Below are 24,398 nucleotides of genomic sequence, written 5' to 3' on the forward strand. Positions count from 1 at the left end.
CAAAATAGCAAATACTTTATAAGCAAATCAAGATATGCTTGACAGGCATATCACAAGATGATATAATATAGCCATACCCGAAAGGAGGTACGGCTATGGAAATTCGTGTATTACGCTATTTTCTTACTATCGCAAGAGAAGGAAGCATCACATCGGCTGCTGAACAACTGCATATCACACAGCCTACGCTGTCAAGACAGATCAAAGACTTGGAGGACGAGCTTGGACAGAAGTTGTTTCACCGAAGCAGCCACAGCATGAAACTGACACAGGAGGGGTTCATATTCCGAAAAAGAGCCGAAGAAATAGTTGCAATGGTGGATAAGACATCCGCTGAATTTCTTTCTATGGATAAACCGATTGCAGGTGATATCTATATCGGCGGCGGAGAAACTCTTGCAGTAAGTCTTATTGCTGACCTCATTTCAAAGCTAAGGACGGAATATCCAGATATACGATATCATCTTTACAGCGGCAATGAAGCTGATGTAACTGAACGGCTTGACCGTGGTTTGCTTGATTTTGGTATTCTTGTTCAGCCTGCAAATGTTACGAAATATGACTATATACACCTGCCTGCCGAAGATATATGGGGAGTTGTTATGCGCAAGGATTCTCCGCTTGCAAAAAAGAAAGCTATCGCGAAAGCAGACATTATAGATTTACCATTGATTTTTTCACGCCAGGTATTGAATACCAAAAGTGAAAACAACGCTTTCATTCAATGGTTCGGTGATGACTTTGATAAACTGAATATAGTCACTACCTTCAATCTGATGTATAATGCTGCACTTATGGTAAAATCCGGGGTTGGCTACGCTGTAGGTATAGACGGTATAACCAACACAAGTGACGAGAGTGAACTATGCTTCCGTCCGCTCGTTCCGAAAATGATCTCGGGACTTGATCTTATATGGAAAAAGTATCAGGCTTTTTCACCTGCAGCAGAATTGTTCCTTGAAAAATTACAGGATGCTTTCGGATGAAAGAGATTTGGAGCTGACAAAAATGCCGACTCATTCTTAATTCACATATACTTCTCTTCATATCCCATAATGTGGCGATATATCACATTACCCTAAAAATGAAAGTATTCGCATTGCAGTTTCGTGTACAGCAAAAACAGGTGTTATGCACACGAAATGCACACGACTGAAAGGCAGTATAACGATAATAAAAGAAGCCAGCTCCATAAGGATAAGAATTTATGAATTGTTATTATTGGGCAGCCTTGCGGCTGCCTTTTTTTGTTTGAACTATTGACCAAATTATGAGCGTATGTTATAATGGGATCAGCAAAATAGTAATTATTAATATCACAGTTTTTTTATGTGTGAGAACTGGTAAAGGAGCTTTTAAATGAATATTGATAACACACTATATACAGGAAGACCGACTGAGCAGAGTTCTGACGTTGAAATGGCAATATACGATAAACTTGATGATCTTGGCATTGAGTACAAGAGAGCAGACCATGACCACGCTGATACTATGGAGGACTGCCTGCTGATAGAATCTGTTCTTGGAGCTAAGATTTGCAAGAATTTGTTTCTCTGCAACCGTCAGAAAACGAGCTTCTATATGCTTCTTATGCCGGGAGATAAGCCTTTCAAGACTAAGTTTCTTACATCGCAGCTGAACAGCGCTCGTCTGTCGTTTGCTGAAGCTGATAAGATGCAGGAGTATCTTCATACTATCCCTGGTTCTGTATCAGCATTGGAGCTCATATTTGATACAGAAAACAACATTCATCTTGTTATCGATAACGACCTTATGAGCGATGAATACATTTGCGGACATCCCGGTATCAATACATCTACAGTCCGCCTGCTCCGTGAGGATATGCTCAAATATGTCCGTGCGGCTAAGCATGAACCTACATTTATAGATCTGCCGGTTGAATGATAGTTAAAGCCTCCCGAGGGAGGCTTTTTTGATATAAAGTATGCTTGTGTAATTTGCTATAAAAACAAAATCCGATATAGTAAGTAATGACGAAAATTCAAAAATGTTCAGGTTTTATATTGACACCGTGTCAGAATAGTGCTATACTAACTATAGTGACACGATGTCAGAATAGATTGTGCAACGTATAATGGACAATATCCATGCGAAAAAACACTGATCGTGACGAGGAAGAAGGAGAATGTACTATGCCAAAAGGTTCACCGGAGCTGACAGCTTCACGTAAGGAAGAGATTGTGAACGCCTGCGAAAAGCTCTATCAGACAATGAGCTTCAAGGAGATCACAATAAAGGATATAGGTGCTGTGACATCATTCACAAGGACTTCTATCTACAACTATTTTCAGACGAAAGAGGAAATTTTCCTTGCCCTGATGCAGCGTGAGTACGAGCTGTGGGCTGAGGAAATGAACGAGCTTGCAAAGGAAAATGAAACTATGACCACTGAGGAGTTTTCATCAGCACTTGCACACTCTCTTGAAAAACACGAGCAACTTCTGAAGCTCCTTGCCATGAATCACTACGATATGGAGGAAAACTCTCGCCACGAACGGCTGACGGAGTTCAAGGTCGCTTACGGTGCTTCTCTTGATGCAGTGAGAGTATGTGTCAGAAAATTCTTCCCCGAAACGGACTGCGAAAGCTTTATCTTCGTATTCTTTCCGTTTCTGTTTGGTGTATATCCGTATTCGGTGGCGACACAAAAACAGCTTGACGCCATGCGTGATGCAAAAATGAAATTCAGGATGCACAGCATATATGAGATAATTTATTCCTGCGTGATGCAGCTATTAGGAGGTACAAAATGAAATACACAAAACTTGGTAACTCAGATCTGAACGTTTCGAGAATATGTATGGGCTGTATGGGCTTCGGAGATGCGTCAAACGGTCAGCACTCATGGACGATAGACGAGGAGCACAGCCGTGAGATCATCAAGCGCGGGCTTGATCTCGGCGTAAACTTCTATGATACCGCGATCGGTTATCAGTCCGGAACCAGCGAGCAGTATGTCGGCAGAGCACTGCGTGACTTTGCAAAGCGTGATGAAGTTGTGGTTGCAACAAAGTTCCTGCCGAGAACTCCTGCGGATATTGAAGCAGGTATCAGCGGACAGAAGCATATAGAGCGTATGATAAACAAGAGCCTTGAAAATCTCGGAATGGACTACGTTGACCTGTACATTTATCATATGTGGGACTGGAATACGCCTATCTACGATATACTCGATGGTCTGGACCGTATCGTCAAGGCAGGAAAGGCAAGGTACATCGGCATTTCAAACTGTTATGCATGGCAGCTTGCAAAGGCAAATGCTCTCGCTGAAAAAGAAGGCTTTGCAAAGTTCGTCAGTGTTCAGGGACATTACAATCTGATCTTCCGTGAGGAGGAGAGAGAAATGGCTATGCTCTGCGCTGAGGACAATATCGCTATGACACCATACAGTGCCCTTGCAAGCGGCAGACTTGCAAGACTCCCCGGGGAGACCTCAAAACGTGCCGAGGAGGATAGCTACGCTAAATTCAAGTATGATGCCACGAAAGAACAGGATGAAGTTATCATCCGCCGGGTTGCAGAGCTTGCTGAAAAGCATGGTGTTTCCATGACAGAGGTAAGTCTTGCGTGGCTGCTGACAAAGGTAACATCCCCCGTTGTCGGTGCGACGAAACTGCATCACATTGAGGGTGCAGCAAAGGCAACAGAGCTTGAACTCACCGATGATGAAACAGCATATCTTGAAGAACCTTATGTACCTCATGCGCTGGCAGGCGTTATGGCGCAGAACAAGCCTGCAAACAAGAATGAAAAACACGTCTGGTCAACAGGCAGTCAGAAAATCTAAGGAGGAAATCAATATGAACAATTTACCAAAGATCGCACTCGGTGCGTGGGCTTGGGGCAATGACGGAACATTCGGCGGCAGCCTGACGGCTGATACGCTCCGCCCGATCTTCGATAAGGCGATGGAGAACGGTCTGAACCTGTGGGATACCGCTTATGCCTACGGTATGGGTACTTCCGAAAAGGTGCTTGCAGAATTCGTGAATGATCTTCCGAGAGACAGCTTCATGATTTCGGATAAGTTCGCGCCACAGTGTGCAGATGCTTCCTCTCCAACGGCTATGAAGGATATGATCGAGATGCAGCTGAAACTCATGGGACTTGACCGCTTCGATATTTACTGGATACACAACGTCTGGGACGCTCCGAAATGGACGGAGGAGCTTGCAAAATACTTTGAGGGTAAAGACAACGTGCCAATGATCGGTGTTTCTAATCATAATCTTGCGGAGATAAAGCAGGCGGATGAAATCCTCAAAGCGCATGGTCTGAAACTCTCAGCGGTTCAGAACCATTACAGCCTTATCAACCGTTCCTCGGAGGAGTCCGGTATTCTGGACTACTGCAATGAAAATGGCATTACGTTCTTCTCCTATATGGTGCTTGAACAGGGCGCACTTTCCGGCAAGTATGATACTGCTCACCCCCATGCCCGCAGGCTCCGCAAGAGCTGACAGCTATAACCCCATTCTCGACAAGCTGGAGGTCATGAACAAGGCTCTCGGCAAGATCGCTGAAAAATACAGCGTAGGAATCGCACAGGTTCCTGTTGCGTGGGCTATAGCTAAGGGTACTCTGCCGATAATCGGTGTAACAAAGGTCAGCCATGTTGAGGACGCAGTGAAGGCAGCAAATATAACGCTGACTGCCGATGAGGTAAAGGAGCTTGAAAGCGTTGCCGACAGTCTTGAGTTGAATGTTATCCGTTTCTGGGAAAAGGAAATGAAATAAACAGGTGAAATGTATGAAAAAGATTATTCTTTCAATGTTAGCTGCAATGTGTATGCTGTGCATCACGGGTTGCGGAAATACAGACCTCAGCTCCGCTCCGGCAGAAACTGCCGTACAGCAGGAAGTGCAGACGGATCAGTCCGCCGAAGATACTGAAGCAGGAAAGCCAGATGAAGAAAAGGCTGTTACCGAACAGACTGAGAATCAGCCGGAAAACCCGGATACTACTGAGAGCAGCGGAAAGGACACGATAGTTGTGTATTTCTCTGCAACAGGCACCACAAAGGGAGTAGCAGAGCGTATCGCAAGTGTCACAAATGCCGATATTTTTGAGCTTATTCCTGCTGAGCCATACTCTGACGCAGACCTTGACTGGAACGACAAGAACAGCCGCACGACGATCGAGATGAACGATCAGAAGGCACGTCCTGCTATCGCAAATGATACAGTTAATCTGGACAGCTATACCACTGTTTACATCGGCTACCCGATCTGGTGGGGTGATGCGCCCAGAATAATGAGTACATTCGTTGAGGCACACGATTTTGACGGCAAGACTGTAATTCCCTTCTGCACCTCTGGCGGCAGCGGCATCGGCAGGAGTGGAAGTAACCTTGCATCGCAGGCCGGCAGCGGAAAATGGCTTGATGGAGACAGGCTTGATTCAGGCATATCCGAGAGCAAGATACAGGACTGGATAAACAGTATGAATTAAACAGGGAGGGCTGTTATGCAGACAAAGACGGGTATCATCAAAAGAATAGTCGATGCGGTGCTGACAGTCCTTTTGCTGTTTCTTATGGCATATCAGGTGACAAGCGATGTGCTGCATGAGTGGCTGGGTATCGGTATGACCGTAACGCTGATACTTCATCATATCCTCAACCGCAAATGGTATCAGTCTGTTTTCAAGGGAAAATATACGCCCTACCGTATCACTATGACTGCGGTAAACACGCTTTTACTTGCGGCTATCGCTCTGACGGCTCTCAGCGGAATGGCTATGAGCGGACACGCAGTACAGTTTATGTATGGGTTTATCAATGTTATGACAGCAAGGACGCTTCACCTTGCAATGTCCTATTGGTCATTTATACTTATGGGTATACATATCGGTCTGCACATGAAAGCAATGACAGCAAAGCTGCCAGACAATGGCAAAATTGTTTTCAATGCTATCCTCACAGGCTTATCAGGTGTGGGACTATGGCTGTTTCTGAAAAGCGGTATCATAAACTATATCACGTTCCAAACACACTTTGCTTTTCTTGACTACACTACGGCAAAATGGCTGATCATTCTGCAAAACCTTGCAATATGAATATCTCTTCAGAAGCGGGAAGTATATCGAAGTGTTACCGTACTGATCTTATTGACTATGGTATGGCAAAAGCCGCACTGAATATGGCTACAATGAACCTTTACAACACTTTTAGGAACGATAGGGCAGTTAATATATTCTGTGTTCATCCAGGATGGATACGAACTGATGGAAAAGCTGATAATCCTGCTACGCTCTCATCTTATGAAGCAGCAGAGATACTGCGTGAGCTTTTTGAGAAAAAGAGAAATGATTTTGACAGCCATAGGTTTATAACTAATCTTGATGAAGATTATCCGTTCTGAGGAGTTGAGATAATGCAACAGAAAACAAAAGAAACTTTAGTCAGGCTGATACTGTTATTTATCGGACTTGTGATCGCTCATCTCGGGGTTACATTATTTCTGCTTGCAGATTCGGGAGCAGATCCTTTCAATGTTATGATACAAGGACTTCGCCTTCTTGTCATTAAAACAGGTCTGTTTGTACCAACTCATGGAATAGTGCATATGTTCATTTGCTTTTTGATCATTCTTATCCTTTTGATCGTCGACAGAAGCTATATAAAGCTTGGGACGATAGTTTGTATGTTCTGCGGCGGACCGATAATCGATTTCTTCACATGGCTGCTGAGCGGTTTGAAAATCGGAGATGCTGTACTGCCTGTAAAAATTGCTGTACTGATCATAGGTTGTGGGATACTGGCATTCGGAATGTCGATTGTTATTAAATCTGAGGCAGGTACAGGTCCAAATGACCTTGTAGCAGTTGTCATAAGCGACAAAAGAAAGATACGATTTGCAGCTGTAAGAATCACTACAGATGTGATATTTGTAGTGACAGGCTTTCTGCTTGGCGGAAAATTTGGCATAGGTACGATAATCTGCGCTTTTCTGGTTGGACCTGTTGCAGATATCTGTATGCCTTTTTCAAAATCTATTGCAGAGAGATGTGTACATAGAATAAGCAAGAATAATTCATAGGAGGATGCTTTATGTTTGAAGAAAAAGGAACTGTAAAATGGGGCGTTATGGGTACGGCCGGGATCGCATCATGGGGTACTATACCAGGGATGCAGAAAGCCAAGCGCTGCGAGCTGTATGCGATAGCAGGCAGAAGCCTTGAAAAAGCTCAGGCGTATAAGGAGCGTTTCGGCTTTGAAAAAGCTTATAAGGGCTATGATGCGTTGCTGTCTGATCCAGAGGTGGAGGCGGTATATATTCCATTGCCGAATGATATCCACTGCGAATGGGTAATAAAGGCTCTTAAGGCTCATAAGCACGTATTGTGCGAGAAGCCACTTGCTATGAACGAAGGCGAGCTTCGCCGTATGTTTGCAGCAGCAAGGGATAACGGCGTTATACTTATGGAAGCTTACGCATATCTCCATAGTCCGTATATATGCCGTCTGAAGGAGATAATTTCATCAGGCGAGATAGGAAAGGTAGACTATATAGATACCGCCTTCCTTACACAGAACTATTCTGAGAATATCAGACTTCATAAGGAGCAGGGCGGAGGAGGAATATATGATGTAGGATGTTACTGTACATCTATGATACTTTCGCTCATTGATACACCTATGAAGTACATAAAGGCTGATGCGGAGTTTGGCGGCACAGGTGTCGATCATATGGCTTCTGTTCTTATAGGTTTTGAGGACGGTTCAAGAGCTTCATTCAATGCTGGCATGATACTCGGTACTGATACCAGCGACAGATATGACAGGCTGTTTATCCACGGTTCAAAAGGATATATTCGTTCTGATGTTGAGTATAACGGTGAAGGTGAGCTGCCATTTGAGGTAACAGTTAAGAACTCAAATGGTGAAAGAGTTACACGAACGGAAACTGTTACTGCCGGTTCCAACTACAGTATGGAGATGGAGCAGATGAATGAATGCATTAATGGAAAAGCATTGCCATATATCACTGAGGAATTTTCAATCAGAAATATGCGGATTCTTGATAGTATACTTGATGCAGTGGGATATAATGACTCAAAGGAGCAGTTCGTCCTGCCAAATGGGACAGTGATCCCGGCAGTAGGCTACGGTTCATACCTTTCAACAGAAAATGGCGGTGTTCAGACTATTATAGATGCCCTTGATGCCGGCTACCGCTATATAGACACGGCGCAGTTCTACGGAAACGAGGAACAGATCGGTGAAGCTATAGAACGTTCGGGAATTCCAAGAGAGGAGATATTCCTGTGCAGCAAGGTATGGTATACCGATCTTGGCAGAGAGAAAACGATGAGATCATTTGAAGAGTCATGCAAGAAGCTTAAAACTGATTATCTTGATATGTATCTTATACACTGGCCTAAGAGTGACGGGAATGTTGATGAATGGTTTGAAAAAGTCAGCGGTTCATGGGCGGCAATGGAGGAGTTATATGAGCAGGGAAGAGTAAAAGCCATAGGTTTGTCTAATTTCCTTCCGCACCATATAAGGCCTCTTTTAGAGATTGCACGGATCCGTCCTATGGTAGACCAGTTGGAGCTTCACGTAGGATATATGCAGGAATATACGCTTTCATACCTCCGAAATGAGGGGATACTTCCTCAGGCATGGAGCCCTCTTGGCAGAGCAAAACTTATAAATGACGGTGCAGTATCAAAGATAGCCGCCAAATACGGATGCACCAATGCGGCATTATTGCTCAGATACCTTAATCAGCGAGGTATTCCTGTTATCCCGAAAGCTTCATCAAAGGAAAGAATGAAGGAAAATCTGAATATATTTGGCTTCAGGATTTCTGCGGACGATATGTCATACCTTTCAAGCCTTCCCGAGAGAGGATGGTCGGGAGAGCATCCTGATGAAGTATAGGCGATTAATGGACAATTTTTAATTCCGCCAATATGGGCGGAGATCACTTTACATTCTGACATTTTTCAGTATTGATGATATTTATGCTGAAATGTGTTCAGTCAAATTATAAGGAGGAAAATTCAATGAAAGTACTTTTAATCAACGGAAGCCCCAGAACCGATGGCAACACATCTGTCGCAGTGAAAGAGATGGTCAGAACATTCGATACTGAGGGAATAGAGATCGAGGTCTGTCAGATAGGCAATAAGGATATTCGCGGATGTATTGCCTGTGGTAAATGCGCCGAGCTTGGACGCTGTGTATTCAATGATGAGGTAAATGATATTGCAGCTAAGTTTGAAGCTGCGGATGGTCTTATCGTTGCGTCTCCTGTTTATTATGCTTCGGCAAATGCAACTCTCATTGCCTGTCTTGACAGATTGTTTTACAGTTCTCACTTTGACAAGACCATGAAGGTCGGCGCAAGTGTTGTTATTGCGAGACGCGGCGGCTGTTCGGCGACATTTGACGAGCTGAACAAATACTTCACTATCTGCGGTATGCCTGTTGCTTCAAGCACATACTGGAACAGTGTTCACGGCAGATTGCAAGGCGAAGCCGCTTTTGATGCCGAAGGAATGCAGACAATGAGAAATCTCGCAAGGAATATGTCGTTCCTGATGAAATCAATAGCCCTCGGTAAGGAAAAATATGGTATGCCCGAAAAGGAAGCATGGAATTCAACCCATTTTGTTAGAGATGATATGAAATAAGAGGTAAGTATATACTATCCCTAGTTCTATATCAGCACTGGAGCTTATATTTGATACAGACAACAACATTCAGCTTGTTATCGATAATGATTTGATGAAGGATGAATACATCTGCGGGCATCCCGGTATCAATACATCAACAGTACGCCTGCTCCGTGATGATATGCTCAGATACGTTCGAGAGGCTGAGCACGAGCCCGCATTTATAGATTTGCCGGTAGAATGATTATAAAAGCCTCCCTCGGGAGGCTTTTTCTTAATCCTTGAAGGAACAGATGTTGACTGTGGTTTCTTTATATGTTATAATTCTGATAAAGGAATAGAAGAATGTTTTTTTTCAGCTCAATTTAGGTGAGCGATAAGTATGTTTGCCTTTTATCCTTTATAACAGACACTTATAAATACATATGTTATAATTAAAAAAGGGAGGGTTTCATATGTATAAAAAAACGAGCAAATTAATTGCAGGCGTTATGACATTAGTTATGGCGGCTGTACCGACGGTCTCTGCGGCTTCTGCCGAGCAGGACAGAACGGTCATGGTCATCGGAGAGAGCACATTCGAGAAAAAGTCTCTGCCGTGGCACATCAGTTCTGCGCTTCCTGCAAAGCAGTCGTACCAGATCGAGGATGGTACATTTCATATCAGTATAACGTCTCCACAGGGCATTGACAAAGAAAAGTGGGATCTGCAGTTCAGACATAGGAATCTCAATTTCAAAGCAGGGCATGAGTACAAGGTGAGCTTCAGGGCAAAGAGCAACAGGGAAGGCTTTGAACTTTGTTCGCAGATCTGTGATGTCAAGTACGAAGAAAACTATTTTGTGCTGGACGGTATGACAAACGATATGCACATGGGACCTGATATGGGAGGGCAGTGGCCTGCGTCAGCAGTAAAGCTTACGACTGAATGGAAGACATTTGAGGGAATATTCAAGCCCATAGAGGATATCGAGGCTGCAGAGTGGTCTTTCCACTATGCAAAAGGAATTATGTATCAGGGCAATGCTCAACAGGGTGACGAGATATGGTTCGATGATATGGTCATAGAATGCCTTACCTGTGAGGAGTCGGATAATCCGGTGTGTGGTTGGCAAAGCACTGGAGACTTCGGCTATGTGATACCGAGAAGCGATGTACGCCTCAATCAGGCAGGCTATTATCCCGATTCAAAGAAAGTGGCTACATATGTGACTGCGGATGACAGAGAAGCAATGGACTTCAGAGTTCTCGACGAAAAGGGCAAAGAGGTCTTAAAGGGCAGAACTGTGCCTGTAGGACCTGATCCCGAAGCAGGCGGCGGCTTTTTCCACAAGCTTGACTTTTCAGAAGTAAAAAAGCCGGGCAGGTACACAATAGCAGTCGATGATGAGAAAAACGTGTTTACAAATTCTTACAGCGGCGAGGTCTATAAGCGTTATATCAGCCATGAATTTACGGTAGGGGACAGTATCTACGGAAATATATTCAGAGATGCAATGAATTTCTTCTATCTGCAGCGTTCCGATACTGATCTGGACGCAGAAAAGATCATTGCTGCATCCTCCGAGGAGAACAAAGCAAAGCTTGCACATAAAGCCTACCATGCAAATGATGAAGGATATCTGAGGGAAAACTGGTATTCATCCAATACAAGTAACAAAATAATTGATGTTTCGGGTGGCTGGTACACTGATGATAATTGCGGAAAAAATATTATTGCAGGAGCAAATACAGTATGGCTCTTGCAGAATATGTATGAGCTTTCGGAGAAAAACGGAAATGAAAGTTTGAGCACTGCTCTTGACGAAGCAAGATATGAGCTTGAATTCATGCTTGATATGGTCGTTGATCCCGAAAAGGACAGTGTCTGGGGCGAGAATTATGCCGACATGATATATCACGGCGTTAGATATTTCAACACCTATGATCCTGTCAATCATACTCTTGATATGAAACACGATTTTCTTGTAAGATTAGTTAATCCTCCGACATATGCCGCAACATTTGACTTTATAGCCTGTGCCGCACAGGCGGCGCGTCTCTGGGAAGACTCTGATCCTGACTTTGCTGCGAAGTGTCTGAAGCAGGCAAAGGCTTCATGGAAAGCAATCCATAAGCATGAAGATGAGTGGAAAAAAATTTCTATACATGATGAACATTGTGCTCCCAACACTGGTTCTAACGCTTATGATGTCAATGATGCTGACTTCGGCGATATAAATATACTGGACGAGGCTTATTGGGCTGCCTGCGAGCTTTTTGCGACTACAGGCGATAAGGAGTATTATGACTGCCTTACTTCCTATAATCCTGATCTGAATCTTACTCAATGTGTACCTGATTATTATAAAATCATTCATTGGCCGCAGCCGGATGACAGCTTCAGAGCGTTCAGCGAGACTGAAACCCTTGACTTTGGAACATTATCGCTGTATCTCAGCGATAAGCTCTCAGAAGAAGACAGAAAAGTTATAGCTGTAAATATCGGTAGGACAGCTGATAATTTCGTAGATGCAGCCACAAGAAATATTGAGCATAAAGAATATGTTAATGCTATGGACGTTCCGTACAGACAGGTTGAATGCGGATTCGGAATAGATCCTTATTCAACATATGCCGACAGCTGGAAGACATATGAATACGGCTCAAACTCATCCATAGTCAATAATGCTGTTGCTATGGCTTATGCTTATGATGCAACAGGCGACAAGAAATATATGGAATACGCAGGCTATGCACTGGACTATATTTTCGGCAGAAACGGTCTTGGTATATCCTATGTAACGGGTTATGGTTCATATCATGCCAAGAATCCAAGCAGCAATTACTGGCTGAATGAGATTGACAAGAGTTACCCGTCTGCTCCTGACGGTGTACTTGTAGGAGGTCCTACGGGACTGGCAGGAAGTCCTGACGGTATAAGTGACAGTTTTGTTAAGGGTATCGGTCTCAAGATAGGCGAGACGCCAGACCAGCAGCTCTATGCGGACTCAGTCCAGGCATGGACCTGCAATTCAGTCACACCTCAGTGGCAGGCAGCGCTTGCGTGGATGCTTTCGTTCTTTGAGAATAATATGGGCAATGATGACGAAGTTCCAACGACGACGACCACCGCAGCTTCAACAACAACCACGATTACAACTACAACAACTTCTGAGTTCAATGTGATATTGGCGGGCGACACGAACTGCGATGGACAGGTCGATATGGCAGACGCAGTACTTATCATGCAGGCTCTTGCAAATCCCAATAAATACGGATTAAACGGTACAACCGGGAATCACATTACCGAACAGGGCAAACTCAACGGTGATATGAACGGTGACGGACTGACAGTAGGCGACGCATTGGCGATACAGTATAAATTGCTTGGCATCAAGGGAGAAAAAAGTGAAACTAAGACTGAATTGAGCGATATCGTATCAATTAAGACAAATTATAATCCTGTAATGAGCGACTGGTCGGGACTTGGCATAATGCTTGAAATTGCTTCTCACGGATATCCTGTTACACTGAAAGCTAATGCCGGTTACTTTGCAAACTGTTATCTCAACAGTGACAGTGAAGCTGTTAATTTTTCCGGAAATACCTGCGATATAGAAAACGGCGGCTATGTATTATGGTCGCCCGATGATGAGTGTTATCATAACGACTGTTATATCGAGATATTGGTTGAGGGAGCAGATGGTGACAAGTCTGTTCAGCTTGGAAAAATATACATTTATGAGACAGCAGGACTTGGTTTTACTGCTACGCTTGAAAAGGGAGCACTTTGATCTGTATAATAATGAAAAAGGAGGACTTCGGTCCTCCTTTTTGCAAGTTTAAGCCTTTATATATTCCTCAAAAGGTGTTATTTCATCTTTAGCTGTGGAGAGATATGCATAATAGACTGTTTCCTTTGGGCAAAAAGATAACAAAAACGTATTCGGACCGACGTGGTTCAGAGACACTATTGAACATAATAGGTTATACACAGAAGCGCCGCCATGTGCGGCGCTTTCATTATCGTTCCTCATAAATGCTCAACGTTCATAAAAAGTTTACGATTTCAGCCGCACATTTTGCCAGTCTCATACGTTAAAGCCTATATAGACTAAAGTACAATTATCTCTTGCATTCAGCGAGATATCGTTGTATAATGAAATAAAGCAGTTATATTCTGCAAATCTGAAGAATGGCAGGTGAATATTATGAAACTCAAGAAGATTGCAGCTGCAATTGCCGCTGCTACAACTGCAATTGCTCCTCTTTCTGCGGACAGGCTTTCTGTGTTCATTCCTTCAGCTGTATATGCGGCTGAACACGCTATGGGAGCTGCTCTCCCCGAATGGATACCCCAGAGCTTTGAATCTGCTCTGGATTTCCGCAACACCTACGGCGCTACTCATATACAAGACGGACTTGTCTGCATTGTTTTCAGGGAACAATACGAAAAAGTCCCCGAGGGCGAACCTCAGGGTGTTCTCAGATACGATATCAGGACTACCAAGGATATGATGAAGGAGCTGTTCCACAAGACATATGCTGATGAAAACAGCAGGTACTGCTATGAAGTAGTGGCTTATTACGCTCCGCAGAAGCAGGGCAATTTTGAAGTAGCTCTTGTGGATACATGGATACAGTCATCTGAGCTCGACCTTGGCTACAATCATGCTATAGCCCATTATTCGTTCTCTATAGGCGAGGAAAACGATATAACCGAAACAGATATTTACGGCTGGCTTCCTGATAGTTATACGGAGTTCTATGACTATACCGAAAAGAACGGCTCTGTTTCTGCAAAGGACGAGTTCGTTGTGTTCTGCATTAACGATACAGCAGGAATAAGATATCAGTGGGAAGAGACCTCGGACAACTATAACGGTGCTTTCAGCCACTATATTTCAAGCTACTGTTCAAGAGAAACGACCAAGCAAGCAGCAGGCGGCAAAACGCCTCACATGGAGGTCTACAAGGCATTAACAGACGGAAATTCAATTATAAAATGGAGCTTTGTTCCGTCAGATGACAACCAGAAACTTCAGGCGTCAAAAAATCTTATCGCTGACGCTATTGCATCCGATAACGCTTCAAAAGTGACACTACTTAAGGGGTTGATAAATAACGCGGAATTCTCATACAAGAATTACTCTTTATACGGTACTGAAGTGAGAGCGACGGGTGAGGACGCATATTTTACTTATGACGAATCAAAATACGTCGTCGCAAAATCACAGCTTGACCTATATGAGTTTCTTACATTTTATCTGAATGATGACGCAGCGAAAGAATTCGTATCTCAGTACAGCGAGGAATTCTTTGAGAAAAATGTTCTTATAGTGAATACTTACCTCGACAAATACCGCGGCTATGTTTCAAACTTTGGTCTTGACCGCGTTTACTTCAGAGATAGCTTCCTTTACGTTGATTATATGCCTATCATAAACGGCAATCAGTCAAGAACATCCTATCTAAGTATACTTCAGCTTACTATGCCAAAGGACGAATTCACATACGGTAATGTGGAATGGGAATGCAAGGAGGCTCTTGCTGACAATGTAAAGCGTATAAATTTTATTGATGAGGACGCCAATGAGTTTGTCGATATGGATAATGTTGACCTTTCCAAGCTTTTCGGTATCGAAATGAAGTATATTGAAGGTCAGAATCCTTATTACTGGGAAGCTATCACCGCTGAATGGCTTGATCTCAACATTGATGAGAAGTATCTCCCCTACGGCTATGAGCTTTCAAAGGAAAAGCCGAGAGAAGTTATAAATAACGGCAATAATACAGGCGATATTACCTTCTGGCTCAGAAAAAAAGAGACAGGCGATGTAAAATACGCCATAGACAAGTACTCCGCCACAACACGAAATATGTTCAGCAGTGATCATGGTGCCTTTGCTCAGTTCCCACAAAATAAATCTTTTGTCATAACAAGTTCGGCTGAACTCTCAGAGACTGTTTTAAAATATTTCTCGGAGGAGTATCAGGAGAAGATATTCTGCAGTTACGATGACATATTCTTCAAGAACAATGTATTGCTCCTTAATATGTTTATTGACTCAACAGGCGGAGATAAAGTAAAGATAAATGATAATGCATCATCAGACGACAACATAATCATTTTTTACACAAAGCCTGCTCCTGACTTCCAGGTATGCAACACCGACTATCTGTTTGTTTTACAGGCAGCTGTTCCAAAGAGCAACTATAAGGGTCAGAAAGCAGAGTTCAAGTGCATTGGCGACGCGAACGGTGACGGTGACCTCGGTATCGCGGATATTGTAACGCTGCAAAAATGGCTGAACGGCAGTTCCGACACAAAGCTTGCCGACTGGAAAGCGGCTGACCTTTGCAGGGACGGTTCTTTGGATATCTTTGACCTTGTTGCTATGAGAAAGCTGATCATCGATGTGCATAATCTTGACGCCCCTGTGAAGTATTATTTTGAAGCACAGTATCTCCGCGGAAACAGAACTCCCTCAGGAAGCAGAGAGCCTGTTATAAACATTATAACAAGTGCAGGAGAGATGAAAAAGAAAGTTCAGACAAGCTACCGTGCAGAAGAACTTGAAAAATATAATGATGAATGGTTCAGCACCCATAAGCTTATGGTCATAAGTCTCGAAGAAGGCAGCGGCTCTATACGTCATGGAATAACCGAGTTTTATAGCGATCATGTCACTATAAACCGTACAATCCCTGATGTAATGACTGCCGATATGGCAGTATGGGATATCTTTATCGAGCTTGATAAAGACGCAAGGATAAGCACTGATTTCACAGTTAAATTTACTGAGACCAAACTTTACTGAACAACAGACTAATTATAATTAATTAAAGGCGGGACTCTCCCGCCTTTTTTACTTTATGTACCGGAACCCGTAGTCTTGATGTAATTCTTTTAATCTGTCTTTGGGTGTCGTAAAAGAGAACCGAGTATCATGGTCGACCAGAAAAAGATAGTCCAATGAGGACAGTGTGCATGATTTGATGCCGCCACAATTGTCGTTTTTATCAGGCACTTATCGATCACAGGCAAGTCGGAATGATTCCTGTAGTTGTGTGAATGATCAAATGTACAGGAACAGTCCGAGGGAAGCCGTATCGTGCAGCCCAACGGTTCATGCTGTACTCGGTACGGCGGCTGAACTTCAGCATCTCGTTCCAGTGATGTTCAATGAAGTACAGAATACGGCTGATAACCTCATCCTGTGTGTCTCTGTCCTCTCCGAAGCAGTTCCTGTTTACATGGATATGTAAACCACAGGTCGAAGTCTGATGGCTTCGATTTTTTCTTCATTATAGCATGAAAGCTGTATGAATAGTTGGATATGTGGTGAAATATGCTTTTTTCTTGGTGAAATGTTGGCTGAACATCGCCCGCCCCCCCATAATAGTAATGGTTGCATTAGACCAAGACCTATTGACATAAAACGTTTCACACAGCAGCAAAAACAGGCGTTTTTTACACGAATTCACACGACGAAAGTCATTATAGCGATACAACAATAATCCAGCTCCCGCGAGGGAGCTGTTTTTATTAGATCTGATTGGAGAATTATTTTGAACTCTTCTGATCAAGTAAAGTAGAGATACATTGGTTAGAGGATATTTTTATTGTGTACTTGTTTGTAAATTGTGACGAGCAATCTTGACATATGCAAGATAATAATATATAATATTATTACAAATGCAGATAGATAAAGGGAGGGAATATCATGCATAAAAACTATAAGAAGATCGTTGCAGGACTGATGGCTGCTGTAATGATCGCACCAACCGCCGTCAGTATATCAGAGCCGCCGAAAGCATATGCTTATGAGCTCCTTGGAGAGACATCATTTTCTCATAAGATGATCCCATGGCATACTGTGGAGAACAGCCCGGCAAAGCAGGATTTTGAGCTTTCTGATGGAAATGTACACATCACGATCATAATACCTGAAGGTTCCGAAAAGGAAAGATGGGATCTTCAGTTCAGGCACAGGAATCTCAGTTTCAAGGCAGGTCATGAGTACAAGGTAAGCTTTAAGTCAAAGGCGAGACGTAAGGGTATGGAACTTTACTCCTTTATCGGCAATCTCAGCGACAGTGAAGAATACTTTGTGCTTGACGGTTCGACAAACGATATGCACATGGGACCTGATATGGGCGGTCAATGGCCTTCGAGTTCTGTAAGGCTTACGACCGAATGGCAGACTTATGAGGGAATATTCAAGCCTGCGAATGATATTGAAGCTGCTCAATGGGCTTTCCAGTATGCAAAAGGCATCAAGTATAGCGGAAATGCTCAGAGCGGTGATGAGATCTGGTTCGATGATATGTCCATTGAGGATCTGACAGATGACACAACAAATCCGCCTGTGTATAACTACGGCTATACCGCCCGCGGTTTCAGCGGACTCGAGAATAACTTTATATCTGTTAATCAGCTTGGATACTACCAGAACCTTGAAAAAACAGCCACACTTGGCAATAATAAAGGAGATTTCACTTACGGTGCTAAGTACTTCAAGCTCGATCAGGTATATGACTATGAGATAGTAAGAGTTTCAGATGATACCGTTGTTTATACAGGCAAAACAGGTACGCCTAAGAAGGACGCTGACTCCGGCGATAATGTAAGCATTATCGACTTTTCCGAGTTTAACGAGCTTGGTGAGTATTATATCCGCATCAAAGGGGAGAACTGGAGATCGTTCCCGTTTAAGATAGGTACTGATATTTACAGTGACAGCGAACATAATATGCTGACAAATGCGCTGAATTATTTCTACCAGAACCGTTCAGGTACAGATATCGAGTCAGAATATATCACATCGGGTGAAAAAGATAAACTCGCACACGCAGGCGTTCATAAGACAGATATGGGCTATGTTCAGAATAAATGGAAAAATGAATATCTGTCAGACTATGAAGCGACCAATTACTATGCTTCTTCAAAGCTCGACGTATCGGGAGGCTGGTATAAATCCGACGACCATAGCAAGAATATGACAGAGGGCGGTATTTCGCTGTGGACGCTCCAGAATATGTACGAGCGTGCAACTTATTCAAAAGACGGGATCAAAAAATTTGCTGACGGCTCGGGCACTGTTGTTATTCCCGAATCGGGCAATAAATACCCCGATATCCTTGATGAATGCAGATATGAGCTCGATTTTATGTCCCGCATGAAGGTGCAGCCCGATGAGAAAACATGGGGCAAATATTCGGGTATGTATTATCACTGCATAAACGATCACAGGTGGCGCAGTCTTACCAACAGACTTGATTACATCGGTTATGAGGATATCCGTATCATTAAGCCGCCAACATTTGCGGCAACCCTGAATTATGCTGCCTGTGCGGCGCAGGGAGCGAGACTTTGGGCACAATATGACGCTGAATATGCAAATAAGCTCCTTGAAAGTGCTAAGGAGGCATATCAGGCATACAAGGTAAACTGGTATGAAGCAGGAAATATGGAGTATTCTAACGAAGTATCATTCTATGCTCCACAAAATCTGTGGAAGGGAACGAATGAATCCCCTGAAACTGAGGTCTCAGCTGATGCATACTGGGCAGCCTGTGAGCTTTATATCACTTCAAAGGAAATGGAAGATAAAGATGCTGATGCTTATCTTGCTGACCTTTCTGAATATAAAGACGCATTCAAGTTCTATCCAAGAATATATGGCGCATCAAATAATAATTATGATGATTCCTTCACATTTTTTAACTGCGAAAGCGGAGCCGCAGCAGGTTCTATGTCGCTGCTGATGCACGAGGATCTGCTCACAGTTGAACAGAACGAGATGCTGAATAGTTCACTTCTTAAAACGGCAGATGATTTCATAGACGAAGAAGAAAGCCAGGGCTACGGTATCCCGTATAAGTATGACGGTCCCGGTTATAATGACCCAAGCGCTTTCAGTCCTATAATATATTATAAGGGTTTTGAATATGATTCCAACGGACGCGCTTTGAATAATATGATCGCTATGGCTTATGCATACGACATAACAGGTGATGATAAATACCTGAACGGCGTGGCAAGAGGTATGGACTATATCCTCGGCAACAATCCTATGTCATACTCATTCATTTCGGGCTATGGTTCTTACTGTACAAAGAATCCTTCACATGAATACTGGCAGCATGAGATCGACAAGTCTCTGCCTCAGGCACCCGACGGAGTTATCGTAAGCGGTCCGACTGCAAAGGCTGTAGACACATATGTGAAGGCTATGGGAATGGGATGTGGATATCCGGATGATCCTTCTGAAAGATTTTATGCTGATTCCGTAGAATCATGGTCTACCAATCAAGCTTCTCTCAGCGGCAATGCTTCTCTTGCATGGGTAGTATCATTCTTACAGGACGAGGCTTCGACAGAAACGCCTTCTGAGCCTGCTTCGGGAGATGTAAATGCTGACGGCGAATTCAGCATAGCTGACGTTCTGCTCGTACAGAAATGGGTGATAGGTGATAAGAGATACACTCTTCACGACTGGAAGGCTGCCGACTTCTGCGCTGACGGCAAACTGGACATATTCGACCTTACCCGCATGAAGAAGGAGTTTGTCAGGAATAGCTTCAAGGATTGCGTCATACCTGAAAAGAGTCTGAGATACGGTAATCCTATGAATGTTGCTAAAGACGGACTTGAACTGCGTCTCGGTCCCGATGAAAGCTATGAGGTTATAAATACTATCCCTGCACATACAAGCATTGATGAGCTTGGATACAATAAGGATAATGACCACTGGATGTTTACGGAATATAAAGGAAGGTACGGCTGGATAAAAACAGTTGAGGAAGATAATAAAACAGCTACTGTTTATCCTGATGCTGTTGCCGCTAAGCCAGTAATTTACCTCTACCCCGAAGAGGAGACCGATGTTCATGTTGAGCTGGAGCTGACAGAAGCAGAGCTGTCAACAACTTACCCAAAATACAATAATGGCTGGGATGTAACTGCATATCCTGACGGTTCGTTTCTGAACAAAGCAGACGGTACACATCATAAATATCTCTTCTGGGACGCAGTACACTGCCGCACAAGATTCGACTTTTCCAAAGGCTTCTGTGTTGCTGGCAGTGATACAGAGAGCTTCCTCAAGGAAAAGCTCAAATATATGGGACTTACCGAGGAAGAAATGAACGAATTCATCGTATACTGGCTGCCATTAATGGAGTATAACAAGTATAATCTCATATCTTTCCAAGGCGATGTGTATACAAATTCCGCAAAGCTTGACATCACACCCGCACCTGACAGTCTGCTCCGCGTATTCATGGCTTATGTTCCTCTTGAAGAAGCCGTGGATATCGAACCTCAGCAGCTTGAGACCTTTGATAGAAAGGGCTTTACAGTCGTTGAATGGGGCGGCAGCAAGATACAATAAAATACATTTAAAATCCGCCTGTTAAAGGGCGGATTACAACAAAAGCGCTTTGTAGTCAGAACAAAGCGCTTTTTTGCTGTGATATTTATTACGGGAACATTATCCTGCGTTTATCCAGTTGCCGTTTTCATCGAGCATTTTTCCCTTGTAGTCAGAGATGTGCATTACAGTATCCATAGTGAAGATACCTGCTCTGATATTCTCGTTAGCAGGATTTACCGCTGAGAATCTCACCGTAACATCGCTCATTTTTATGGGGAGCTCATCAAGCTTCAGCTTCTGTACCATTTCTCCGGAACGAACCCAGCCTGTAGCTCCTATACGCACAAGGCTGTCGTCGTTGGGATAGAACTTATCAGTCCAGAACATACGGCAGGACTTCTGCTTTACGTTATCCTTTTTCTATACGCCTGTACGCATATTCCAGAAATCCGAGGTTCAGTGCAGCGAATACCGTCAGATATACAGGCATTATCCCGATACCGACAGCCTGCTGTAAATGACCGAATACCATAGGCATAAACGTACTTCCGATATAAGCCGAAGCCATTTGCAGACCGATAACTGCGGCACTGTTTTGCCTGCCGAAATTCTCGGGAGCCATGTGCTGTATCGCAGGATAGACAGGTCCCATGCCGACGCCTGTTATCACAAAGCCCACCGCAGCAGGGACATAACTCTCAAAGGGCAGAAATATCAGCAGTATACCGACGGCTTCAACGGCAACTCCGATTCGTATGAGAAACCTGTCATTCAGTTTGTTTGAAACGAATGCAGAGATAAGTATGCCAAACATCAGACCGCCGAATATAAGCGAACCGAAAGCCGCCGCTGTTTGTGCGGAGATAGTTTTGGTGCCAATAAAGTAGCTCGAAGTCCACAGAAAGCAGGTCGCTTCTCCAGCGCAGTAGGCGAAAAAAGCTATCAGCGTAGGGATAACTCCCTTGATTCTGAGAGCTTCTGTTATGCCTGCGGAATGCTCCGCGCTGTCATCATCGTCTTTGGCGTTTTTCTTCCAAAGAGGGGTTGAAAGCAGACAGACAAGCATTATTCCCGACTGTATGTATGCAGTCCAGCGGTAGCCCTCGTTCCAGTGTGCTTTGGCAAGGGCAAGGGACATGATGTAGGGGCTTATCATTGCACCCACGCCGTAGAAGCAGTGCAGGAAATTCATCACCGATGATGAGTAGTGCTTTGCAACATAGTTGTTGAGTGCCGAATCCACCGAGCCTGCACCCAGACCGTATGGTACAACAAATAGAAACAGCATAGCATAGGACTTCGACAGTGAAAAGCCGATAAGACCTATGACTGTCAGCAGTATCGAACCCGTGACGATGTGGTGTGTGCGCAGCTTCCGTATCAGCGTCGGGGCGAGAAGTGCGGAGATTATGGTCATGAATGATATGGACATGGACACATACCCTGCGTAAGATGAAGGTACGCCGAAGTCCTTCTGCATAGTCGGCCAGCCGGAACCGAGAAGCGAATCGGGAAGTCCGAGACTTATGAACGCTAAATAAATCACTGCAAGCAGCATTGAACCCATATTCTTTACTCTCCTTATTTTATAAGCTCCGCTACTTCCTGCGGCGTTTGTAGAGGGCCAGTTTTTATTCTTCCTCAACCATAACGGTCATATTGGTTCCCTTTGCATATGCAAGGATTTCATTTCATCTGCTTTTCAAACCTGAACATTCCTGCCGGAAACTGAGGATCATCACACTCAAATTCCTCCAAAGGCATATCTCCGGGATGATGTTTATTCAGATATTCTACTATATGAAATCCGCAGCGGTTGACGTAGAAATGGATATTCCGTGTTTCAAAGTAAGGTGTGAGCGTCTCCCAGACAGTAACTTCCGGGTGCAGTTTCTCTATCGCACACCATGCCGCATATCCTATGCCTTTGCTGTGAACTTCAGGCTTTATGAAAAGCAGTTCAAGATCGCCGTGAGTGCTTGAGACTTTTATAACTGCGCCGCCGACAGTTTTACCGTCAGCGATGATTCGGTAAGCTTCGCCAGAGTCAATGCAGTCTTCTATGGTTTTGCCGGAAATTATCTGCTCGTCATCTTTATCTTCAAAATGAGCGTCCCGAAGCCCGAATTCTACCATTGCACCATAATCGAAGGCTTCCTGATTGTCTTTAATAAACTGTTCACGGTCTGATGATTCAAGCGGAACAAGTTGTACTTCTGTCATTTTTTTCTCCTTTTTCGTTTCCAAAGTAAAAAATGGCTGTCATTTATAATCCAAGTCCATATCCTGCCCCGATACCGACAACAGCTGCAAGCAGTATAATTTTTATCGGATTCAATTTTTTGAACGCAAGAACAGCCGACACTGCGAACAAGCAGAGGAATATCCAGAATGATACGTCTGTAAAACAGCTTGTCTGCAATCCATTCGGAAAGAACACCGTTCTGCCGACCGAAAGAAATGCCGTACCTATCATTCCGACAACGGCAGGCTTTAATCCAGACATCACGCCTTTTACTGCTTTGCTGTCTTTGATCCTTTCAAAGCACTTAGCGATGATAAGGATAATGATGAAAGACGGTAGCACGATACCAAGTGTTGCTATGACAGCGCCGAGAATACCGCCTGTTCGGATACCGACAAATGTTGCCATATTCACAGCCAGAGGTCCGGGAGTGCTCTCACTCAGAGCTACGAAGTCAACAAGCTCTGCCTCCGTGAGCCAGCCGTGCCGTTCAGCTTCGTACTGTATCATGGCTATCATCGCATATCCGCCGCCAAAAGTGAACGCACCTATCTTCAGAAAGGTCAGGAACAACTCAATCAGTATCATGGCTCTGCTCCTTTCTGTTCAGCAGCGACCACATCAAACCAAACAAACCGCAGCCGATGATCACGAATACGGCGTCTATTTTCAGGAACGCTGTAAGAATAAGTGCTGCGCCCATGATAACATAGGAGATCACTTTCTTCTTTGCAGACTTGAACATCATCCACAATGCTTTAAGTATCAAGGCAAGAACAGCTGCACGTATACCCATGAACGCATACTGAACAGCCTTTAAGCTTTTAAACTCATTCAGAATAAAAGATATGACCGATATGATAAGGAATGACGGCAATACCACGCCGAGAGTAGCAACGCAGGCGCCTATGAAGCCGTTGGTGCGATATCCGACAAAAGTCGCCGCGTTTATCGCTATCGGACCTGGCGTTGATTCGGAAATCGTCACAATATCGCTTATCTCTTTTTCATCAAGCCATTTTTTATTCGTGCATACCTCGCGCTGTATCAGCGGTATCATAGCGTATCCTCCGCCGAATGTAAATGCTCCTATTTTCATAAAGGTAAGGAACAGATCAAGATTTTTATTCAAAGTTAATCA

20 protein-coding genes and 1 pseudogene are annotated in these 24,398 nt (G+C 43.8%); 15 read left to right on the forward strand and 6 right to left on the reverse strand.

Going from position 1 to position 24,398, the window contains the following annotated elements; all coding sequences use genetic code 11:
- Positions 1 to 95 precede the first annotated feature (95 nt).
- The 14 genes from T497_RS0110255 to T497_RS0110320 all read left to right on the forward strand — a co-directional run bounded on the left by T497_RS0110255 (position 96) and on the right by T497_RS0110320 (position 16,452).
- Positions 96 to 986, forward strand: a complete 891-nt coding sequence (locus T497_RS0110255; RefSeq protein WP_028515538.1) for a LysR family transcriptional regulator — start codon at positions 96 to 98, stop codon at positions 984 to 986.
- A 373-nt stretch (positions 987 to 1,359) separates the two neighbouring features.
- Entirely contained in the window at positions 1,360 to 1,905 is a 546-nt protein-coding gene (locus T497_RS0110260; protein WP_028515539.1) for a prolyl-tRNA synthetase associated domain-containing protein, read from the forward strand.
- Between the two features lie 248 nt (positions 1,906 to 2,153).
- Positions 2,154 to 2,774 (forward strand): TetR family transcriptional regulator, encoded by a 621-nt coding sequence (locus T497_RS0110265; RefSeq protein WP_028515540.1) that lies wholly within the window; start codon positions 2,154 to 2,156, stop codon positions 2,772 to 2,774.
- A complete protein-coding gene (locus T497_RS0110270) occupies positions 2,771 to 3,808 on the forward strand; it encodes an aldo/keto reductase (RefSeq protein ID WP_028515541.1) in 1,038 nt (345 codons plus the stop codon). The genes T497_RS0110265 and T497_RS0110270 overlap by 4 nt, the downstream gene beginning before the upstream one ends.
- 13 nt (positions 3,809 to 3,821) lie before the next feature.
- Entirely contained in the window at positions 3,822 to 4,481 is a 660-nt protein-coding gene (locus tag T497_RS16550; protein WP_278244740.1) for an aldo/keto reductase, read from the forward strand.
- Positions 4,438 to 4,758, forward strand: a complete 321-nt coding sequence (locus tag T497_RS18950; protein WP_278244741.1) for an aldo/keto reductase — start codon at positions 4,438 to 4,440, stop codon at positions 4,756 to 4,758. Before T497_RS16550 ends, T497_RS18950 begins: the two co-directional genes overlap by 44 nt.
- A 13-nt stretch (positions 4,759 to 4,771) precedes the next feature.
- Positions 4,772 to 5,473: a flavodoxin gene (locus T497_RS0110280; protein WP_028515542.1), complete on the forward strand. Its 702-nt coding sequence runs from the start codon at positions 4,772 to 4,774 to the stop codon at positions 5,471 to 5,473.
- Between the two features lie 15 nt (positions 5,474 to 5,488).
- Positions 5,489 to 6,079, forward strand: a complete 591-nt coding sequence (locus T497_RS16555; protein ID WP_037324879.1) for a DUF4405 domain-containing protein — start codon at positions 5,489 to 5,491, stop codon at positions 6,077 to 6,079.
- Between the two features lie 83 nt (positions 6,080 to 6,162).
- On the forward strand, positions 6,163 to 6,384 hold the full coding sequence (locus T497_RS0110290) for a hypothetical protein (protein ID WP_196243038.1): 222 nt from the start codon (positions 6,163 to 6,165) through the stop codon (positions 6,382 to 6,384).
- 12 nt (positions 6,385 to 6,396) lie between these two features.
- Positions 6,397 to 7,062 carry a YczE/YyaS/YitT family protein gene (locus T497_RS0110295; RefSeq protein WP_037324875.1) on the forward strand — a complete coding sequence of 222 codons (666 nt, stop codon included), beginning with the start codon at positions 6,397 to 6,399 and terminating at the stop codon, positions 7,060 to 7,062.
- A gap of 11 nt (positions 7,063 to 7,073) precedes the next feature.
- Positions 7,074 to 8,912 (forward strand): aldo/keto reductase, encoded by a 1,839-nt coding sequence (locus T497_RS18850; protein WP_242840004.1) that lies wholly within the window; start codon positions 7,074 to 7,076, stop codon positions 8,910 to 8,912.
- Positions 8,913 to 9,037: 125 nt separating this feature from the next.
- Positions 9,038 to 9,667, forward strand: coding sequence for a flavodoxin family protein (locus T497_RS0110310; RefSeq protein WP_028515545.1), 630 nt, complete (start codon positions 9,038 to 9,040; stop codon positions 9,665 to 9,667).
- 437 nt (positions 9,668 to 10,104) lie between these two features.
- Complete coding sequence (locus tag T497_RS16565; RefSeq protein WP_037324877.1) at positions 10,105 to 13,425, forward strand: glycoside hydrolase family 9 protein; 3,321 nt, start codon at positions 10,105 to 10,107, stop codon at positions 13,423 to 13,425.
- Between the two features lie 417 nt (positions 13,426 to 13,842).
- On the forward strand, positions 13,843 to 16,452 hold the full coding sequence (locus T497_RS0110320; protein WP_028515546.1) for a dockerin type I repeat-containing protein: 2,610 nt from the start codon (positions 13,843 to 13,845) through the stop codon (positions 16,450 to 16,452).
- Positions 16,453 to 16,726: 274 nt separating this feature from the next.
- Here the strand turns inward: T497_RS0110320 and T497_RS18855 are convergent.
- Positions 16,727 to 16,927: pseudogene (locus T497_RS18855) on the reverse strand (amidoligase family protein); the annotation flags it as partial.
- Between the two features lie 431 nt (positions 16,928 to 17,358).
- Here T497_RS18855 and T497_RS17595 point away from each other — a divergent pair.
- Positions 17,359 to 21,030, forward strand: a complete 3,672-nt coding sequence (locus T497_RS17595; RefSeq protein ID WP_028515547.1) for a glycoside hydrolase family 9 protein — start codon at positions 17,359 to 17,361, stop codon at positions 21,028 to 21,030.
- A gap of 99 nt (positions 21,031 to 21,129) precedes the next feature.
- On the opposite strand, the gene T497_RS0110330 is transcribed toward T497_RS17595, so the two are convergent.
- The 5 genes from T497_RS0110330 to T497_RS0110350 all read right to left on the reverse strand — a co-directional run bounded on the left by T497_RS0110330 (position 21,130) and on the right by T497_RS0110350 (position 24,389).
- Positions 21,130 to 21,399 carry a hypothetical protein gene (locus T497_RS0110330; RefSeq protein WP_028515548.1) on the reverse strand — a complete coding sequence of 90 codons (270 nt, stop codon included), beginning with the start codon at positions 21,397 to 21,399 and terminating at the stop codon, positions 21,130 to 21,132.
- A 22-nt stretch (positions 21,400 to 21,421) separates the two neighbouring features.
- Positions 21,422 to 22,579 (reverse strand): MFS transporter, encoded by a 1,158-nt coding sequence (locus tag T497_RS0110335; protein WP_028515549.1) that lies wholly within the window; start codon positions 22,577 to 22,579, stop codon positions 21,422 to 21,424.
- Between the two features lie 119 nt (positions 22,580 to 22,698).
- Complete coding sequence (locus T497_RS0110340; protein WP_028515550.1) at positions 22,699 to 23,235, reverse strand: GNAT family N-acetyltransferase; 537 nt, start codon at positions 23,233 to 23,235, stop codon at positions 22,699 to 22,701.
- A 43-nt stretch (positions 23,236 to 23,278) separates the two neighbouring features.
- On the reverse strand, positions 23,279 to 23,845 hold the full coding sequence (locus T497_RS0110345; protein WP_028515551.1) for a chromate transporter: 567 nt from the start codon (positions 23,843 to 23,845) through the stop codon (positions 23,279 to 23,281).
- Positions 23,832 to 24,389, reverse strand: coding sequence for a chromate transporter (locus tag T497_RS0110350; RefSeq protein WP_028515552.1), 558 nt, complete (start codon positions 24,387 to 24,389; stop codon positions 23,832 to 23,834). The genes T497_RS0110345 and T497_RS0110350 overlap by 14 nt, the downstream gene beginning before the upstream one ends.
- Between the last annotated feature and the right edge of the window lie 9 nt (positions 24,390 to 24,398).

The sequence above is a fragment of the Ruminococcus flavefaciens MA2007 genome (genome assembly GCF_000621845.1).
Taxonomy (GTDB): domain Bacteria; phylum Bacillota; class Clostridia; order Oscillospirales; family Ruminococcaceae; genus Ruminococcus; species Ruminococcus flavefaciens_E.

Excerpts from the sequence above, each read along its gene's own strand:
- T497_RS0110255 (WP_028515538.1), top strand. The coding sequence starts at position 96 with ATGGAAATTCGTGTATTACGCTATTTTCTTACTATCGCAAGAGAAGGA.
- T497_RS0110260 (WP_028515539.1), top strand. The coding sequence starts at position 1,360 with ATGAATATTGATAACACACTATATACAGGAAGACCGACTGAGCAGAGT.
- T497_RS0110265 (WP_028515540.1), top strand. The coding sequence starts at position 2,154 with ATGCCAAAAGGTTCACCGGAGCTGACAGCTTCACGTAAGGAAGAGATT.
- T497_RS0110270 (WP_028515541.1), top strand. The coding sequence starts at position 2,771 with ATGAAATACACAAAACTTGGTAACTCAGATCTGAACGTTTCGAGAATA.
- T497_RS16550 (WP_278244740.1), top strand. The coding sequence starts at position 3,822 with ATGAACAATTTACCAAAGATCGCACTCGGTGCGTGGGCTTGGGGCAAT.
- T497_RS18950 (WP_278244741.1), top strand. The coding sequence starts at position 4,438 with ATGATACTGCTCACCCCCATGCCCGCAGGCTCCGCAAGAGCTGACAGC.
- T497_RS0110280 (WP_028515542.1), top strand. The coding sequence starts at position 4,772 with ATGAAAAAGATTATTCTTTCAATGTTAGCTGCAATGTGTATGCTGTGC.
- T497_RS16555 (WP_037324879.1), top strand. The coding sequence starts at position 5,489 with ATGCAGACAAAGACGGGTATCATCAAAAGAATAGTCGATGCGGTGCTG.
- T497_RS0110290 (WP_196243038.1), top strand. The coding sequence starts at position 6,163 with ATGGCTACAATGAACCTTTACAACACTTTTAGGAACGATAGGGCAGTT.
- T497_RS0110295 (WP_037324875.1), top strand. The coding sequence starts at position 6,397 with ATGCAACAGAAAACAAAAGAAACTTTAGTCAGGCTGATACTGTTATTT.
- T497_RS18850 (WP_242840004.1), top strand. The coding sequence starts at position 7,074 with ATGTTTGAAGAAAAAGGAACTGTAAAATGGGGCGTTATGGGTACGGCC.
- T497_RS0110310 (WP_028515545.1), top strand. The coding sequence starts at position 9,038 with ATGAAAGTACTTTTAATCAACGGAAGCCCCAGAACCGATGGCAACACA.
- T497_RS16565 (WP_037324877.1), top strand. The coding sequence starts at position 10,105 with ATGTATAAAAAAACGAGCAAATTAATTGCAGGCGTTATGACATTAGTT.
- T497_RS0110320 (WP_028515546.1), top strand. The coding sequence starts at position 13,843 with ATGAAACTCAAGAAGATTGCAGCTGCAATTGCCGCTGCTACAACTGCA.
- T497_RS17595 (WP_028515547.1), top strand. The coding sequence starts at position 17,359 with ATGCATAAAAACTATAAGAAGATCGTTGCAGGACTGATGGCTGCTGTA.
- T497_RS0110330 (WP_028515548.1), bottom strand. The coding sequence starts at position 21,399 with ATGTTCTGGACTGATAAGTTCTATCCCAACGACGACAGCCTTGTGCGT.
- T497_RS0110335 (WP_028515549.1), bottom strand. The coding sequence starts at position 22,579 with ATGGGTTCAATGCTGCTTGCAGTGATTTATTTAGCGTTCATAAGTCTC.
- T497_RS0110340 (WP_028515550.1), bottom strand. The coding sequence starts at position 23,235 with ATGACAGAAGTACAACTTGTTCCGCTTGAATCATCAGACCGTGAACAG.
- T497_RS0110345 (WP_028515551.1), bottom strand. The coding sequence starts at position 23,845 with ATGATACTGATTGAGTTGTTCCTGACCTTTCTGAAGATAGGTGCGTTC.